At 47.8% G+C, this 16,354-nt stretch carries 15 protein-coding genes; 10 read left to right on the top strand and 5 right to left on the bottom strand.

Going from position 1 to position 16,354, the window contains the following annotated elements:
• Positions 1-151 precede the first annotated feature (151 nt).
• Complete coding sequence (locus AB7D94_RS03475; protein WP_420264333.1) at positions 152-718, bottom strand: hypothetical protein; 567 nt, start codon at positions 716-718, stop codon at positions 152-154.
• 92 nt (positions 719-810) lie between these two features.
• On the opposite strand from AB7D94_RS03475, the gene queA reads away from it, so the two are divergent.
• The 10 genes from queA to AB7D94_RS03425 all read left to right on the top strand — a co-directional run bounded on the left by queA (position 811) and on the right by AB7D94_RS03425 (position 9,029).
• Positions 811-1,866, top strand: coding sequence for a tRNA preQ1(34) S-adenosylmethionine ribosyltransferase-isomerase QueA (gene queA, locus AB7D94_RS03470; RefSeq protein WP_420264332.1), 1,056 nt, complete (start codon positions 811-813; stop codon positions 1,864-1,866).
• A complete protein-coding gene (locus tag AB7D94_RS03465) occupies positions 1,863-2,792 on the top strand; it encodes an SPOR domain-containing protein (RefSeq protein WP_420264331.1) in 930 nt (309 codons plus the stop codon). The genes queA and AB7D94_RS03465 overlap by 4 nt, the downstream gene beginning before the upstream one ends.
• A gap of 146 nt (positions 2,793-2,938) precedes the next feature.
• The gene (locus AB7D94_RS03460) at positions 2,939-3,742 is read left to right on the top strand and encodes a PhoH family protein (protein WP_420264330.1); all 804 of its coding nucleotides are present in this window, start codon (positions 2,939-2,941) and stop codon (positions 3,740-3,742) included.
• Entirely contained in the window at positions 3,720-5,303 is a 1,584-nt protein-coding gene (locus AB7D94_RS03455; RefSeq protein WP_420264329.1) for an HD family phosphohydrolase, read from the top strand. Before AB7D94_RS03460 ends, AB7D94_RS03455 begins: the two co-directional genes overlap by 23 nt.
• On the top strand, positions 5,248-5,664 hold the full coding sequence (ybeY, locus tag AB7D94_RS03450; protein WP_420264328.1) for an rRNA maturation RNase YbeY: 417 nt from the start codon (positions 5,248-5,250) through the stop codon (positions 5,662-5,664). The genes AB7D94_RS03455 and ybeY overlap by 56 nt, the downstream gene beginning before the upstream one ends.
• Positions 5,642-6,343 (top strand): diacylglycerol kinase, encoded by a 702-nt coding sequence (locus AB7D94_RS03445; protein WP_420264327.1) that lies wholly within the window; start codon positions 5,642-5,644, stop codon positions 6,341-6,343. The genes ybeY and AB7D94_RS03445 overlap by 23 nt, the downstream gene beginning before the upstream one ends.
• A gap of 146 nt (positions 6,344-6,489) precedes the next feature.
• On the top strand, positions 6,490-7,071 hold the full coding sequence (locus AB7D94_RS03440; protein WP_420264326.1) for a hypothetical protein: 582 nt from the start codon (positions 6,490-6,492) through the stop codon (positions 7,069-7,071).
• A 94-nt stretch (positions 7,072-7,165) separates the two neighbouring features.
• A complete protein-coding gene (panD, locus tag AB7D94_RS03435; protein ID WP_420264325.1) occupies positions 7,166-7,525 on the top strand; it encodes an aspartate 1-decarboxylase in 360 nt (119 codons plus the stop codon).
• A gap of 76 nt (positions 7,526-7,601) precedes the next feature.
• A complete protein-coding gene (locus AB7D94_RS03430; protein WP_420264324.1) occupies positions 7,602-7,808 on the top strand; it encodes a cold-shock protein in 207 nt (68 codons plus the stop codon).
• Positions 7,809-8,216: 408 nt separating this feature from the next.
• Complete coding sequence (locus tag AB7D94_RS03425) at positions 8,217-9,029, top strand: hypothetical protein (protein ID WP_420264323.1); 813 nt, start codon at positions 8,217-8,219, stop codon at positions 9,027-9,029.
• 80 nt (positions 9,030-9,109) lie between these two features.
• On the opposite strand, the gene AB7D94_RS03420 is transcribed toward AB7D94_RS03425, so the two are convergent.
• The 4 genes from AB7D94_RS03420 to AB7D94_RS03405 are packed head-to-tail and all read right to left on the bottom strand — an operon-like array spanning position 9,110 to position 16,353.
• A complete protein-coding gene (locus AB7D94_RS03420; protein WP_420264322.1) occupies positions 9,110-9,505 on the bottom strand; it encodes a response regulator in 396 nt (131 codons plus the stop codon).
• On the bottom strand, positions 9,502-12,867 hold the full coding sequence (locus AB7D94_RS03415; protein WP_420264321.1) for a response regulator: 3,366 nt from the start codon (positions 12,865-12,867) through the stop codon (positions 9,502-9,504). The genes AB7D94_RS03420 and AB7D94_RS03415 overlap by 4 nt, the downstream gene beginning before the upstream one ends.
• 13 nt (positions 12,868-12,880) lie before the next feature.
• Positions 12,881-13,993, bottom strand: a complete 1,113-nt coding sequence (gene cheB / locus AB7D94_RS03410) for a chemotaxis-specific protein-glutamate methyltransferase CheB (RefSeq protein WP_420264320.1) — start codon at positions 13,991-13,993, stop codon at positions 12,881-12,883.
• Positions 13,990-16,353 carry a hybrid sensor histidine kinase/response regulator gene (locus tag AB7D94_RS03405; protein WP_420264319.1) on the bottom strand — a complete coding sequence of 788 codons (2,364 nt, stop codon included), beginning with the start codon at positions 16,351-16,353 and terminating at the stop codon, positions 13,990-13,992. The genes cheB and AB7D94_RS03405 overlap by 4 nt, the downstream gene beginning before the upstream one ends.
• Position 16,354 lies beyond the last annotated feature (1 nt).

The raw sequence follows: 16,354 nt of genomic DNA, 5'->3' as shown, positions 1-16,354 counted from the left end.
CTTTAGGACATTTCTACTTTGGTAGAATAGGACATTTCTATTTTGGTATTACAGGAATATCTTTAGTTTCACTCCACAATCAAGGAAAAGGCCTCATGTTTTTCAACACAAGGCCTGTTAACAACGCCGATAATGTCTTACGAACTCCCATCTAGGGCGATTTCGGTGGAGGAGTCATAGCTGGAAGCTGAGAACCCGATGTCGGGCGAGGTACCACTGCCGACGGCTGAGAACCCGATGTCGGAGTCATAGTTGGAAGCTGAGAACCCGATGTCGGACGAGGTAGCACTCCTGACGGCTGAGAGCCCGACGGCGGTTGGGTTGCCACAGCCGGTGGCTGAGAGCCAGGCATCTGGTGACGACGCTCCGCCGCCAGATGTCGGCGCACCTCTTCAGCATGGCGGCGCACCTCTGCTGGCTGACGATGCACCGGCGCTGGACGACGAACAATCGGAGCTGGTGGCCGGGGGGCCGGTGACTGAGGTGCGGGACGGCGCACATTGCCCTGATTTTTTGGTGGCGGCGGCCCTTCCGCTAATAATACAGGATTACCGCCTTTAGGCCATGTGCTGACACTATTGCCGGGCGTTAAATCGCCAGCAGTGACAGTTGACAGCTCCGGCAAATCAGCAGTTGTGGGCACAGCGTTTGCATTGCCAGAAAAACCGGACAATAACAAGGCAATGCCAGTAAAAACTATTAAACTCTTATAGCTCACGTTTATCACCTCCTGTTCAATTGATTGATTATACGCATGTGTAATTATATAACAAATTTCTCATTAAAAGGTAAAACTAATGTTGTATAATCATGCTATATGTTAACCGCAGTTTTAAGCAGATGAGGATGTCCGGGTTTTTATTTGACCTCCCTGAGGAGTTAATAGCCCAATATCCTCTGGATGATAGGGGTAAATCCAGACTCATGGTGCTATGCGGGGACAACTGTATTGAACACAGGACGTTTGATGACATAGCGGATTATTTTAACGCCGGTGACATGCTTGTCCTCAACGATACAAAAGTCCTCCCCGTAAGGCTTGCGGGTAAAACCGAGGCAGGCAAAGCTATCGGTGTGCTCATCGCACAGAAGAATGAAACCGGCGCTTATCGAATTCTCACAAAGGGAAGGTATACCGGGCGGGTGTTTTTTTCAGAAGATTTTTATGCTGATGTTTCAGATGGGAAGGAGGCGGTTTTTCACCATGACGGCCCATTAGAGGACAAACTCCGTGAATTCGGCCTTATGCCCCTGCCCCCATATATCAAAAGGCCCCCATGCGGCATTGACATGGAGAGATACCAGACCGTGTATGCCAAAAAAGAAGGCTCAATAGCCGCCCCTACCGCCGGGCTTCACTTCACACATGAGATACTTAACTCTCTAAGACACAAGGGCGTAGTGCTTGAGACTGTCACGCTCTATGTCGGCGAGGGGACATTTAAACCGATTCAAAGCGACAATGTCTCAGACCACAAGATGGACAGCGAGAGGTTTGAAATTGACACATCCCTGCCTGAGAAAATAAAGGAAACCAAAATAAACGGCAATAAGACCGTCACAGTCGGCACAACAACGACAAGGGCAATTGAGGCCTTGTCGTGCGGCAGATACAAATTAATCAACACAAGCGGCTCAGCCAATGGCTACCAGAGAATAACCGCCTCTACGGATATTTTTATCTATCCCGGTTATGAATTTAAGGCGGCCACCGCGCTTATAACCAATTTTCACCTGCCGCGCTCCACACCGCTTTTGCTTGCCTGTGCATTTGCAGGGCAAGACCGTCTTTTGCGTGCTTACAAAACTGCCATAGCCGCCCAATATAGATTTTTCTCCTACGGTGATGTTATGCTTATACTGTGAAGGGCAGATTATTTGATAAGATTGGTTATGACTTTATTGAAGGGAAGGGGTTGTTGATTGTGGTAGTGGTGTTGTTTTCGTCCGCGAGCTTTATTTTGGGGTTTTTCGCAGGGAAAAAGGTATCAACTACGGCTGTGGCAAAGAAGGCTGAATCGGCCATTATTGAAGCAAGGACGGTTAAGCCGGCAGTCCCCGCTCCACCAGCTCCACCAGCACCGCCCGCACAAACAGAGGCAGCCGCGGTTAAACCGCAGGATGTACCTCCGGCGGTTAAAAACTATGAACTCGTCAACCCGGGCGAAGAACTTCAACATGCCGACGCTGTAAGGCCTCAGCCCCCCCATGCTGAACAAATAAAGCCGGAACAACTAAAGCAGGAGCAACTGAAACCGGAGCAACCGGGGCAATTAAAGCCAGAAGCTCAGTTACCCAGGGCCACAAGCCCTATCCTGCCTAAGGCGAAATCCCCCGATGCAGCAAAGCGAGTCCCTGATACCAAGCCTCAGATTGAGACAAAAACACCCGCACCCACCCCTATAACTAATAGCCCGGCGGTTAAGGACGTCTTAACGCCTGTGGCACCTCCCGCTGTGGGCACCCAGGGCACGTTCCACGCGGCTAAGGAATCAGCAAAGACCACCGCCAAACAGCAAAAAATACCCAAGGAGAGTCCACCGGCAAACTCAGGCGAAAAATATTTTATTCAAATAGGCGCGTTTAAAAATGTCGGCGATGCTATGAGGCTTCAGGACGATCTCAAAATGAAAGGATTTGACTCCGATGTTATAAAAAATCCCGTTAACGATGGCGTAACACTATTTAAGGTAAGAGTTGGAGGCAACTTTACAAAGTCCGAGGCATCACAGATGATGACGAGATTAAACAAGAAAGGTATCAGGGGCTTTATGAAGGAGGCCCAACGATAACCTTAGAGATACCGATAAGCAGTTATAAAGACCTTGATTTTCTGAATGCCGGCCTCTCCCAATCCCTGAAGGCAGTTGAGGATACCCTTGGAATTGCTGTCAGTGTCAGGGGCAACAAGGTCATAATAGAAGGCAGCGACGACAAGGTGAAGATAGCTAAAAAGATGATTCTGGATATATATGATTATAAAAAAGAGGGCAACATTTTAAGGACAGACGACATAAGAAACGCGATAAACCGCTTTGGCGTTGCTGAGGACAGTGCCGGTCTGAGGGATGTCTTTGACAACTATATCCCCGTACCGTCAAAGACGAGATATATCGCCCCAAAAACAGAGACGCAGTGGAAGTATTTAGAGGCTATAAAGACTCACGATATAGTCATAGGCATTGGACCGGCCGGCACGGGCAAGACCTATCTGGCTATGGCTATGGCCGTTAACGCCTATATGAAAAAACAGGTGAGCCGAATAATCCTCGCTCGTCCTGCTGTTGAGGCCGGGGAGAAACTCGGCTTCCTGCCCGGCGACGTTTACGAAAAGATAAATCCCTATCTGAGACCCATGTACGACGCCCTTTTCGATATGATAGACGCCGATAAGGCCTCGATGCTCATCGAAAAAGGCCTCCTTGAGATAGCCCCCCTTGCGTATATGCGCGGCAGGACGCTCAAAGACGCTTTTGTTATACTGGACGAGGCGCAAAACACCACGGCTGAACAGATGAAAATGTACCTCACACGGCTCGGTATCAATTCCAGGACAGTAATCACCGGAGACATAACACAGATTGACCTGCCCTCAGACAAGACCTCCGGCCTTGTGGAGATACAACGCATCCTGAAAGATATTGAAGGAATTAAGACTATCTATTTTTCCGAAAAAGACGTGGTCAGACATAAACTGGTACAGGAGATTATAAAGGCCTATGAAAAGCACGAAAGGCGTTAAACCCTTTAGGATATTCAAACACAACATTGACCCTAAGATTTTGTATTTCGTTTTGACTTTTTCCCTGCTCATCTCTGTGACCATTGTGAAATCTCTGGATGTGTCTAATTTCATAGGGATTTTTTCTATCTGCATGATAGCTGTGTCCATAATGTTTATGGATATATTCCGATATAAACCATCGTATCTAAAGCTGCAGAAGATGATAATGCTCCTTGGGCTGATGTTCTTTGGCACATTAGTCTTTGGCCGCCTGGTAGAATATATTTTTATCAATTTTACCAGAGGGCTTGGGCTGCATGAACAAAAGACAATAATCTACGGACTGCCCGTGCAGGCAGGGGCAATGCTCGTGATGCTCCTTTTCGACTCGCACACGGCAATTATTTTCTCCTTCATCATAAGCATACTAAGTGGCATATGGCAAAACGACGCCTACTACACATTCTATGTGTTTGCGGGGAGCATAATAGCGGCCTTTTCTGTTATCAGATGTAAAAAACGCTCCGACATTATCAGAGGAGGACTGTATGTCAGCATAGCCAACGTCATCTCAGTCCTCGTCTTTTCCACGTTCAGCTCAAATCGCACTATTGAAATCATAGTTCCATCATTAATCTTCGCATTGACAAGCGGTATAACCATATCGGCGTTTACTTCTATCATGTTGCCAATGCTCGAATCGCTATTTAAGGTAACCACAGACATCACCCTGCTTGAGCTTCTCGACCTGAACCAGCCCCTGATGAAAAACCTGATGATAAGCGCACCCGGCACATACCACCACAGCGTAATTGTAGGAAATCTGGTTGAGGCGGCGGCGGAAGACATTGGCGTCAACCCATTGTTGGCAAGGGTATCGGCCTATTACCACGACATAGGAAAGATAAAAATGCCCGAATATTTTGTGGAAAACCAGTCTGGCTCAATAAGCAAGCACGAAAAACTGAACCCTCACATGAGCAGTATGATTCTGATTTCTCACGTAAAGGAAGGCCTTGAGCTGGCCGACGAATATAAACTGCCCGAACTTGTCAAAGACATAATCACTCAGCACCACGGCACACACCTCATTACATATTTCTATCAAAAGGCAAAAGAGGAACAGGCCGACCCGCCCAAAGAAGAGGATTACAGATACCCCGGGCCTAAACCCCAAAACAGAATAGCCGCCATTGTTATGATAGCCGACGCCATTGAGGCCGCCTCAAGGGTTCTCAAAGACTCTACACCGGCACGCGTTGCCGGCCTCGTCGAAAAGATTATCAATACCGTGCTGATAGACGGGCAATTGACCGAATGCGAATTGACACTGAAAGACATAAACAAGATAAAAGAACGCTTTACGTATATATTAAACGGTATCCTGCACAAGAGGGTAGAATATCCGGGGTTTGACTTTAACAAGCCCGCCGCCCAGGAAGGAGATAAAAATAAAAACAGCGATAGAGAACCTCAACAAAAAGAAAAAGATAAGCCTGCGCTGGACCAAACATCAGGCGAACATGGCTCTAACATTATTGAGTTCAAAAAGGGCGGGACATCCGCTCCTAAGAGCTGAACTCAGTATAGTCCTTGTAGATGATGACAAGATGCATGCCCTCAACAAGCAATACCGCGGCGTGGACAAGACCACAGATGTCCTTTCGTTTCCAATGTACAACACGATGAGGGAATTCCCCAAAGAGGGCGACTTCCTTCTGGGTGACGTGATAATTAATACACAATGGATATATTCACAACTCGACCCGCGTCAGAGCCCTGAGGCGAAAACGGCTGAGGCTCAGAAACAATTAAGGATACTTCTCGTCCACGCCCTCCTGCACCTCGTTGGCTTCGACCACGAGATAGACGCCCAACATGGCCGTTTAATGAAAAAAAAAGAGGCGGAACTCCTCAATGCCCTTAAAAAAATGGATTGACAGCGCAAATAATGCCATTGAGGGCATCTTAACCGCGGCAAGAAACGAACGCCACGTGCGTTACCACCTTTATGCCGCCACGGCTGTCCTGCTCTTTAGCTATGCCTCAGGCGTAACTACCACCGAATTCCTCATTGTCTCAATCCTTACTATACTCGTAATAACTACTGAGCTGCTGAATACCGCGATAGAAACCGTTGTTGACATCAGCTCCCCGCAAATAAGCGAACAGGCCAGAATCGCTAAAGATGTGGCCGCCGGTGCCGTTCTTATATCGGCGGTGGGTTCGGCTATCGTCGGATATATCATTTTGTTTCCCTATCTCGTAAAATTCTTTAAACGCGGACTTTCTATAACTGCCCACGGCGGTAACGAAATAGCCGTTTTGTCGTTGATAATCGTCTCGATTTTAGTCATACTCGTTAAGTCGTTAACCTCTGGAAAAGGACATCCCCTAAGGGGAGGAATGCCAAGCGGACACGCGGCGTTGTCTTTTTCAGTATGGGTTTCAATAACTGTTATAACCCAAAATTTAGTCGTGTCAACACTGTCGTTTCTTGGTGCGACCGCAATAGCGGCAAGCCGCGTTGAATCAAAAATTCATACCGTGGCGGAGGTCATAATAGGCGCCCTCTTAGGAAGTATCGCAACTTATCTTCTGTTTATCGTTTTTACTTAAAAATATTATATAATATAACTATTGAATTGTCTTAAACCTGCCGATATATATGTGGTAGAATATTATCTGGCATGGACAATGGGACGCAGGATTGAGTCCCACATATGATTGCCCGTTGAGGCAATAAATTGTGCAAGGAGGCAGCTATGTTCAAAAGTGAAGTCGTAAAGAGGGTATTGGACGTAAAAAGGGTACTGGACGTAAAAAGGATGCTGGTGCCATTAGCGGTAGCGGCGGTATTTATTTTAGCAGGGGTATTATGTCCGCACACAAGGGCAGAGGCGGGCACGGTCAATCTAACGCTGCCATATCTCTACACAGATGGCTTGATGGTCACTTACTGTATGGTTTCGAATCTGAACCCTGATAACACCACATCTGATAACAGCACTACCGTATCATTTAAGGTGATGACAAAAGAAACAGGCGGGGCGGCTCAAACCGCTCACAGTATCGCCTCACAATATTCCCCCATGTCAGGGTTTACGCGTATGTTATATTTCAGTAAAAATTCTATCTACAACCGCACAGGCACGGTAGTGGCCAGCCTCGCTGACGAACTTCCCTCCGGCACCATTACCTCATACTCAGGCGTACTTACAATTACGTCGTCCACTGCGACATGTAAGACTATTGTAATGTCTTGCCTGCAGACACAGTCCGGTGTAGTTGAAAAACGCTTCGTCGGCTATACCTGCGACGACGGTACAAATTTAGTAGGATATTAATTCGTTTTAGGCAAGGGAGGTGCAGGCGCGGGGCTTGCGCCTCTCTTTTTTTTTCTTATTTTGCATTACTTCGTCATATTTGTTATAATAGACTATGTTCAGGTGTATGTTGAAAACCAAGATACATAAGGCAACGGTGACAGAGGCCAACCTCTCGTACTCCGGTTCGTTAACAGTGGACGAGAATCTGATGGACCTCGCCGGCCTGTATCCCTATGAAAAAATTATGATAAGCAATATCAACAATGGGGAACGCTTCGAAACGTACGTTATCCCGGGAGAAAGAGGCTCAGGGCAAATTTGCCTCAACGGTGCCGCAGCCAGAAAGGGTGTTAAAGGCGATAAGATAATCATATTCGCCTTCGCCTATGTACAGGAAGATGGAAATGAGATGTTATTAAAGAACTATGTGCCTAAAATCGTTATCCTCTCAGAGAATAATATACCAGTCTAAGCGGGTGACGGTAAGTGGACAGCCTTTAACACTGCAGGGTGTTCTTGCAGGTACGCTTTGGTAAGGAGGACTGCGCATGTCATTTAACGGGAAGGTAAAGTGGTTTAATGAAACAAAGGGGTATGGTTTTATACAGAAGGAAGATGGAACGGATATATTTGTCCATTACTCGGCCATAGAGGGCTCTGGTTACAAATCTCTGAAAGAAGGCCAGGCAGTGACTTTCGATATAGTTGAAGAGGACAAAGGGCCAAGAGCGGCAAACGTTCAAAAGGCTGATTAAACGCTAATTCAAGAGTAAGGATTAAAGACGAAGGGGGGTAACCCCCCTCGTAAATCTCGCCATGTTTTATCTATCTCCCATGATTTCTGCTACGATTTCAGGGCAATCGCATTAGAAATTGCCCCCCTTATTTTTGTCATTCCGGCTTGTCCGGAATCTGTCCTTATGCATCAGGATACGTACAGTCATTATGAAACTCCCACTAAAGGGAAGATTCCGGACAAGCCGGAATGACGGAAAGGGACAAAGCCGGAATGATTGCATAGGTATCGTCTGCTTTATTTTTCAAATGCGCTTGCCCTGGCTACGATTTGCAAAAACATCTGGTTATGTTGTAAAATATGTGTGCTGAATGATCTTTGACAACGCCGGGGCCTCCTTAAGGTCAGAAAAAGGAGGTATAAATAAGTGAAAGGTTTTGATTTAGAAAACAGAATCATCGAATTGTTGGGTAAGGACTGGGTTATTGAACGCTCTCAGGACCTTGACCAACTGGGGATTGACGCCCTTGTACACAGGTTTATCCCGATTACGTCTTTTAGCGGGGCGTTTCCTATCGCGTTGCAAATAACGTCTTATGTGGATGACAGCAATGAATCCAGGCGTCTTGACGAGATACAGGGTTTCGTACAGAAAATGAACAGGAATGGAATAAAAAAGAGTATCTATGCCGAGTTTAAGAAATTAACACTGTCTAATATTAACAGTTTTGGCTACGAATTTCTCAAGAACGCCTTGGTTGCCTTTGCCTTTCAAAAGGAGTATAAAGACGTGTCCATCGTAGGCCTGAGAATCGCATCCCCGGACGAATATGCCTTTTTTAGTGTTACCGAGCCGTCAGCATTCACCGTACGCACTCAACAAAATGGGAAATCAGCCCCAGCAAAAGGAGAGGAACTCTCCGGTTATGCCAACCGGTTAACACAGGACGAGGCGTACGAAAGTGGAAAAATATTCAAAGGAAGGGTGAAGATATTTCAGCATCGTTGGGGGTTTCTCATAGCGGATGCGATCAAAGAGAACGTGTATTTTCACATTTCCAACGTGGAAGATGAGATTCTCGTCGAAAAACTCGAGCAACTGATCGAATATAAATACGATAGTTATTCAAAGGATGACACGGATGTCGTTGACGTGGAATTCAAAATTGGCAAGGCCAAGCCTAACGCGGCAAAACCCTTTCAGGCTATTAACATTAAAATGGCCCAGGGCGGAGCGTAGGCGTGTTATAATTAACTCTTAGGTATGAGGCCCCGGCATCTGCAATTTTTGGCACAATCTCAGGGTTGCTCAGGTGCTTCTTACTTGAGTAGCCCTATTTCTTTTATTTGATTTATCAGGGCCTTTTTGTTTATCGGTTTTATCATATAGGCCGAACAGTCCCCGTTGTATGACTGCAATATCTCATTAGGCCTGTCCACCGCCGTTACCATTATAACCTTTACCCTGTCATCAGGACTTATATTCATTACCGTTTCCATCTTGCGAATCTGCATCAACGCCTCACAGCCATCCATTACGGGCATCATGATGTCCAGACACAGAAGCTCATACGGCCTCTTCTGCTCATGTGCCATCGTAAAGGCCTCAATAACCTCAAGACCATTTACTACAACGTCACAGTCGGCATAATCAGCAAGCATCTCCAGTAATATTCTTCGATTTATTGATTCGTCGTCGGCTATCAGTATCCTCATTTCAGCTCCTTACCCTCATGTGTTTTATTGATTAACTTATCCAACTCCTCCACTATTGTCTTAAAATGCTTGTTGGCATTGTCTATATCAGATTTTCTCAACGCCAGCATCATACGAAACGCGGCGGTCTTGATCTCCGCGAGTGAGAGTTTCTCGGCATTGTCTTTGATTGCCTCAGCTTTTTTCTCTGCGAGCGAATAATTGCCAGCCTCAAGGGCATCCCTTATAGTTTGTATAATGTTCACCGCCTTTTCAATAAACACCCTTAACTCCCCCTGTGGCAGCGATTCTATGAGTTGAGACTTGTCTATCTGTGTCATGATATTTTCAACCGCCAGTCTGTCCGCCTCAATGTTATCGCCGACTGCCACTGGGGCGGCTTGCAGAGGCACATCGTCTGAGCGGCCTGTGTCGGGTGTTGCGGCCGGGCGGTCAGCCGCGGGTGTGTCGTTTCCTTTTGTATATTTTCTAACCATCTCAATCAACTCAACCGAATTGATCGGTTTCGTTATATAGTCGTCCATTCCCGCCTCTATACATCTGGCCCTGTCTCCTTTTAACGCGTGGGCGGTCATTGCGATAACCGGAATTGCCAATGTTGCCTGCCTGGCCTTTATTTGCCTCGTTGCCTCAAAACCATCCATCACGGGCATCTGTACATCCATGAGTATGATGTCAATCATCCCCCCTTCAAGCAGTTCAAGTGCCTTTGCGCCATCTTCGGCCTCAGTAACCACATACCCGTGCTTTTTAAGTATCTCCCTTGCCACTATGCGGTTAGTAACATTGTCCTCCACAAGCAGAACACGAACCGGCGCTTCACCGGCAGGCAGCCGCACATGGACTGACCTGGCCTTTCTTTCATAAACTGAGCCAGACAACGGCTTGTTGAGCAGCTCTGTCATGGTTGCTATGACATCCTTGTACTTGATAGGTTTGATTATATATGACACCACACCGATTTCACGGCATCTGTCTATATCGCCGGCCCGGTGGTTAGTATTAAGCAGCATAACAACCGAACAGGCAAGCGCCCGGTCTCCCATTATCTGTTCCGCCATCTTAAACCCACCCCCACCGGAAAGCCTGATATCCAGAAAGACTATATCATACGGACGTCCTCTGTCTCTGGCGGCAATAAGTTTATTATAGGTCTCCTTGGCCCCGGCCGCCTCTGATACCTCAGCATTTGAGCCAATCAGAAAATCCCTGATTATCGTGCCGCATGATTGGACATTACAGGAGATAAGGATATTGGCGTTTTTAAAATTAAACGAAGACTGGCACTTCTGCTCCAGGCCCAACGTAAGTCTGGCCGTAAAATGAAACGTACTGCCCTGCCCTTCTACGGATTCAAGCCATAGATGGCCCCCCATCAGCGATACGAGCTGCCTCGATATGGCCAGCCCCAGCCCTGTTCCTCCGTATTTTCTTGTCATTGAGCCGTCCGCCTGCGAAAATTGCTCGAATATCTTGTCAAACTTTTCGGCGGGTATCCCTATGCCGGTATCCGAAATAGAAAATAGCAGCATGGCGGTCTTGTCGTCACAACGGACCTGTTCAGATGCCACTGTTACCACTATCTCGCCCATGTCGGTAAATTTCAGCGCGTTGCCTATGATGTTTATAAATAATTGTCCGAGGCGCGCAGGGTCTCCGATTAGTTTTAACGGCACGTCAGGCTTTATGTGGCTTGAGAGTTCAAGCCCCTTTTTGTGAGCCTGGATTGAGAGCGGGTCACAGATATTGTCTATCATTTCCCTAAGGTCAAAGTTTACCTCTTCCAGTTCCAGCCTGCCAGCCTCGATCTTTGAAAAGTCCAGAATACTGTTGAGCAGGGTCAAAAGCGAGTTCGCGGAGTTTAACACCGTATCAAGGTATTCCTTTTGACGCACTTTTAACTCGGTGTCAAGGACAAGCTCGGTCATTCCTATAATGGCATTCATAGGGGTGCGAATCTCGTGGCTCATGTTGGCAAGGAACTCGCTCTTGGCGGCGTTTGCCACCTCTGAGGCCTCCTTTGCCTTCCTCAGGGCCTCTTCCACTTCCTTGCGGTTTGTTATGTCCTCGTTGACAGACAGGTAGTGCGTGATTACGGCGTCGGCGTCCCTTATTGGCGACACCGTTATGCTGTTCCAGTACAATCCCCCGTCCTTCCGTTTGTTCAGCAGCTCACCCTGCCAAACTTCTCCGGCTTTGATTGTCCCCCATAAATCAGCATATACCTCAGGGGCTGTCTTTCCTGATTTCAGAAAACTTGATGTCTTGCCTATCGCCTCTTCACGGTTATAGCCCGTTACCTCTACAAACTTGGGGTTAATGAACTCTATCCTGCCATCAAGGTCGGTTATTGTTACGGCCACAGGGCTTTGTATTATGGCGCTTGAGAGTTTTATCAACTGCGCCTCGGCGTGTTTGCACTCTGTTACGTCGTTAATAAAACCCTCAAAATAGAGCGGCTGCCCCATCTCGTCTTTCACAACCCGGATGTTCTGTTCTATTATCAGCTCACTGCCGTCTTTTTTCCTCAAATGACTGACAAAGTCTTTTATTGATTGCTTGGTTTTCAAGGCCGACATAAAATTCTGATACTCTTTTTGCCTGAAATACAGGCAGTGCAGTTCGCCGCAAAAAGAAAGCAGCTCCTCCTTGCTTGAATAGCCAAGCATATTGTTAAACGCCGGATTCACGGACAGGAACTTACCATCGGGGGTAAACCTGTAAAACCCGCTGAACATGTTCTCAAAGAGTATTTTATAACTCTCCTCCGACGCCTGGAGTTCCCTGGTGCGTTCTCTGACCTTATCTTCAAGTTCCTCGTTCAGGGTTTTCAATTCGAATTGGGTCTGAATTAATTCCTGGTTTTTTCCGACGGCGTTTTCATATGTCGAAAGCAGGAGATTCAATATCTGTCTGGGATTGGATTTGATTTGATATTCCTCGCCCATGAAGGTTATCTTAAGGCCGGCCTCCGGGTCGTAGTCCTTTGACGGGGAGGCGGCGTCTTTCAGCAAAGACTCTATACTCAGCAGCAGATAATGCTCATTATACGGCTTCGTTATATAGAAATCGGCCTTTGCCTCAAGGCCCCTGATAATCTCCTTCGCGTCTGACAGGGCAGTCAGTAAAATCACCGGAATATGCTTTACTGACTCAAGGGTCTTTATCTTATAGGACATCTCAAACCCGTCCATACCCGGCATCGCTATATCGCTTACAATCAACGCTGGCATCTGCGTTTGGGCCAAAGACAGCCCCTCAATGCCGTCCCTTGCGAGGATGACCTCATAACCCGCCTGTGTGAGCGCACGCCTCAGCAACTCCCTCTGTATGGCGCTGTCTTCTACGATTAGTATTTTCATTTATACTTCACAGTCACAGATTCTTTTCAATACATTCAATTTTAACTAAGAATTTTCCTATCTTGTTTATATCAAGGATATACTTGGCCGCACCTATTTTGATTGCCTGTTCTGGCATCCCAAAAACGATACTGCTGTCTTCGTCCTGAGCTATGGTCACGCCCCCGGCCTGGGCGATAGAGAGCATTCCATCTGCGCCGTCTCTTCCCATCCCAGTGAGCAGTACCCCTAAGACCCCGCCCATATAATGCTCCACAAACGATACCATTGTCAACGTAATTGACGGCTTATGCCCTCCCTCCGGAGGTGTGTCGCTCAGGACAAAGGCCCCTGACTTGTCTATTTTCAGATGTTTGTCATCGGGGGCAAAGTATATATTGCCGGGGACAGGCCGCTCGTTATGCGAAACGATAGTGACATTGAGCTTACTGCGCCCCTTCAACCATTCAACAAGGCTTACCATAAATCCCTCGCTTATGTGCTGTACGCAGACAACGGGAACTGAGAAATCCGCGGGCAGCGCTTTAACAATGGCCTCAATGGCCTGAGGCCCGCCGGTTGACGCACCAATTACAATCATCTTCAGAGGTCTGCTTAGTGGCTCTATGTATGGCAGCGCATCATCGCTTTCGGCACAGGGCCTGGGGATGCGGGCTGCTACATAGCGGGTGGGCGTGGGGATAAGCAGTTTCTTTGGTTTGCGAAATGGCACAACCCCTGAGAGTATCTTTATCTTGGCAATCAGCTCGGATGAGAACTTCATTGATTGTCCAAGCTGCACCCCGCGCGGCTTGGGAAACACGTCTATCGCCCCCGCCTCAAGGAGTTGAAATATGTTTTCCTTGTTGTCTTCATAAACCGACACGCTTATCACAAGTATAGGGAGCGGGTGTCTGGCCATGACCTCTTTGACAAACTCAAGGCCGTTCATCAGCGGCATATGCAAATCCGTACAAATCACGTTTGGCCTCAGACGGGGTATCATCTCAAGGGCCTCTTTGCCGTGCCTTGCCGTACCAACTACCTCTATCTCGTCTGAGGTCGCCAGTATCCTTTTCATAACCTCCACCGCCACCGGAGAGTCATCCACAAGCAGCACTTTTATGCGTTTGCCAGCTTTCATCATATCAACCTTTTCAGCGTATCCAGAAACACCTGCCTGTCAAACGCGGGCTTGCTCATGTAGGCATTTGCCCCCACCTCAGCGCCCCTTTTCATATCCTCCTCAGAGGACAATGTGGTCACAAGAATCACTGGCAGCTCTTTGTATTTTTTATTCTTTCTTATGGTCTCCGTCAGTGTGAGGCCATCCATATTGGGCATTTGGACATCCGATACTACCGCGTCAAATTGGGCCAGCTCCAGCTTTCTCAAGGCGTCCATGCCATCCACACTAACTGTCACCTCATAGCCTGCCCCTTCAAGGATGCGTTTCATCTGTGTCCTCGTCGTGATGGAGTCCTCTGCCACTAGAACCGCGTATGGCCTTTCCTGGGCCTCAACCTTCTGAAGCGACGCCGATGTGAACCCCTTGGTCTTTATCGTCTTTAAAATATCCTGGGGGTTTAGCACCATACACACCTCGCCCGTCCCCAATATGGTCGAGCCAATGACATTACGCACGCTTTTAAGTATCCCGCCGTAGGATTTCACCACGATTTCCTGCTCATCAACAAGGGTATCTACCATGACCCCAAAATTATCGCCATCCAGCGTAAAGACTATGCACGGGAGCTTTTCGGCCAGAGACTTCTTATCAGCTTTATTATTGCCGTTGCCTCCTTTGAGTTCAAGGATGTCTGCCACATAGACGACTGACATCGGCGTGTTATCATAAGTCATGGTCTTCTGGCCATCCACATTATATATGTCCGCAAGTGGGGCCATAAACGTGGTCTTTACAAAATCAATCGGCAGGGCGTATGTCCTCCCCGCGGCCTTTACGATAAACACACGTGTCGTGGAAATCGTCACAGGCAGGTTTATGGTTATCTTACATCCCTGAGTAGGAAGGGAATCTACCGCAATTGTGCCCTTCAGACGCGCAAGGGCGGTTTTTACGACATCCATCCCCACCCCCCTGCCGGAGATGTCAGTAATAATCGGGCTTGTGGTAAAGCCCGGCATGAAGATAAAATTATACAGCTCCGTAAGCGGCATGACGCTCAGTGTCTCCACAGAGGCCAGCTTGTTCTTTATGGCCGTCTCTTTTATTTTTTCTATATTTAATCCCCGCCCGTCGTCTATTATTTCTATTAGTATGTTTGAGGCCTTCTTATAGGCCTTCACGGTGATTGTGCCAGTCCTGCTTTTTCCCCTGATTAAGCGCTCATCAGGGGTTTCTATACCGTGGTCTATGGAGTTTCTTATTATGTGCATCAGAGGGTCTTTCATCTCCTCAAGGATTCGCTTTTCCGCCTTTGTCTCACCGCCGTCTATTACGAAATCTATCTCTTTAGATTTTTGATTGGCCAAATCCCTTACCATACGCTTAAACGGGTTAAAGACATTGGACAGGGGCAGGAGCATCAGGGAGCGCGCCCTCTCCTCTATCTCCTTGGATATGAATGTAAGCCTCGCGTCGTCTTCGTAAAGGGCACCCTTAAGATTATTCAGATTGCCGGTGAACATCCCAACATGTTTATCCAGTTCATGGCCTTCATGTGTATCCATGCCGACCTTGGCGCTTAGTTCTTTTGATAACTTCGTATTCCACACATGCACGGTCTCTTCAATATCGTTAAGGCGCTGGTTTATACGGTTTTTCATAACCAGCAGCTCACCTATGTGCAGCATAAGGGCATCAAGTCTATAGGCCTCCACGCGTATTGTATCAATGGTGAATTTTTTACCCTCCTGCATCATAGCCGGATACTCCTGCTCCTGTGGAGCCGCCCTTTCGGCCTCCTGCGGGTTATCGTCCGGCTTATCAGCCTCCTTCGCCTTCTGAACCGTGGCGGGGGAAATCTCCTCAATCGGGGCGGGAGTCGGCGGCGCGGCAGCAATTTCATCATCACGCGTTGGCGGTGGAAGCTGGCACTTTGGCGGGCCTTCCACTTGGGCGGCCTGCTGTATAACGGGGCATGGCTCTGTGGCCTTGTCGCCCTTGCTGGCCTTTAGCTCAGCAATTATAAGGGAGACATTAACAGAGGACGCCTTCCCTGTGGTCGCCTCTTGCAGGAGTTCCTTTATCGCGTCGAGACACCTGTATATGCCGTTTATCATGTCAGGGGTCAGGGACCTCACACCTCGCTTTGCCGCGTTTAACATGTCTTCTAATGTGTGGCCGAGGAGTTCCATCTTATTGACGCCAAGCTGGCGCGCCGAACCCTTGAGGCTGTGGGCCTCACGAAACAGCCCTTCCATAAGCCCTTTCATGTCCTCAGGACCCTTCTCTAACCGCAGAAGCCCCTCTTCGATATTCTGAATGTGCTCCTGCGTCTCGGCGTTAAATATCTCTCTGAGTTCCTTGTCTTCTATCATCATA

The sequence above is a fragment of the Candidatus Magnetominusculus dajiuhuensis genome (assembly GCF_046044395.1).
Classification (GTDB): domain Bacteria; phylum Nitrospirota; class Thermodesulfovibrionia; order Thermodesulfovibrionales; family Magnetobacteriaceae; genus Magnetominusculus; species Magnetominusculus dajiuhuensis.
Note: the sequence above shows the minus strand (reverse complement) of the source record. Positions and strands in the feature narration are given on the sequence as shown.

What these genes read in the sequence shown, in the direction of transcription:
- queA (WP_420264332.1), top strand. Translation starts at nt 811, where the DNA reads ATGCTATATGTTAACCGCAGTTTTAAGCAGATGAGGATGTCCGGGTTT.
- AB7D94_RS03455 (WP_420264329.1), top strand. Translation starts at nt 3,720, where the DNA reads ATGAAAAGCACGAAAGGCGTTAAACCCTTTAGGATATTCAAACACAAC.
- ybeY (WP_420264328.1), top strand. Translation starts at nt 5,248, where the DNA reads ATGGCTCTAACATTATTGAGTTCAAAAAGGGCGGGACATCCGCTCCTA.
- AB7D94_RS03445 (WP_420264327.1), top strand. Translation starts at nt 5,642, where the DNA reads ATGCCCTTAAAAAAATGGATTGACAGCGCAAATAATGCCATTGAGGGC.
- AB7D94_RS03440 (WP_420264326.1), top strand. Translation starts at nt 6,490, where the DNA reads ATGTTCAAAAGTGAAGTCGTAAAGAGGGTATTGGACGTAAAAAGGGTA.
- panD (WP_420264325.1), top strand. Translation starts at nt 7,166, where the DNA reads ATGTTCAGGTGTATGTTGAAAACCAAGATACATAAGGCAACGGTGACA.
- AB7D94_RS03430 (WP_420264324.1), top strand. Translation starts at nt 7,602, where the DNA reads ATGTCATTTAACGGGAAGGTAAAGTGGTTTAATGAAACAAAGGGGTAT.
- AB7D94_RS03420 (WP_420264322.1), bottom strand. Translation starts at nt 9,505, where the DNA reads ATGAGGATACTGATAGCCGACGACGAATCAATAAATCGAAGAATATTA.
- AB7D94_RS03415 (WP_420264321.1), bottom strand. Translation starts at nt 12,867, where the DNA reads ATGAAAATACTAATCGTAGAAGACAGCGCCATACAGAGGGAGTTGCTG.
- cheB (WP_420264320.1), bottom strand. Translation starts at nt 13,993, where the DNA reads ATGATGAAAGCTGGCAAACGCATAAAAGTGCTGCTTGTGGATGACTCT.
- AB7D94_RS03405 (WP_420264319.1), bottom strand. Translation starts at nt 16,353, where the DNA reads ATGATGATAGAAGACAAGGAACTCAGAGAGATATTTAACGCCGAGACG.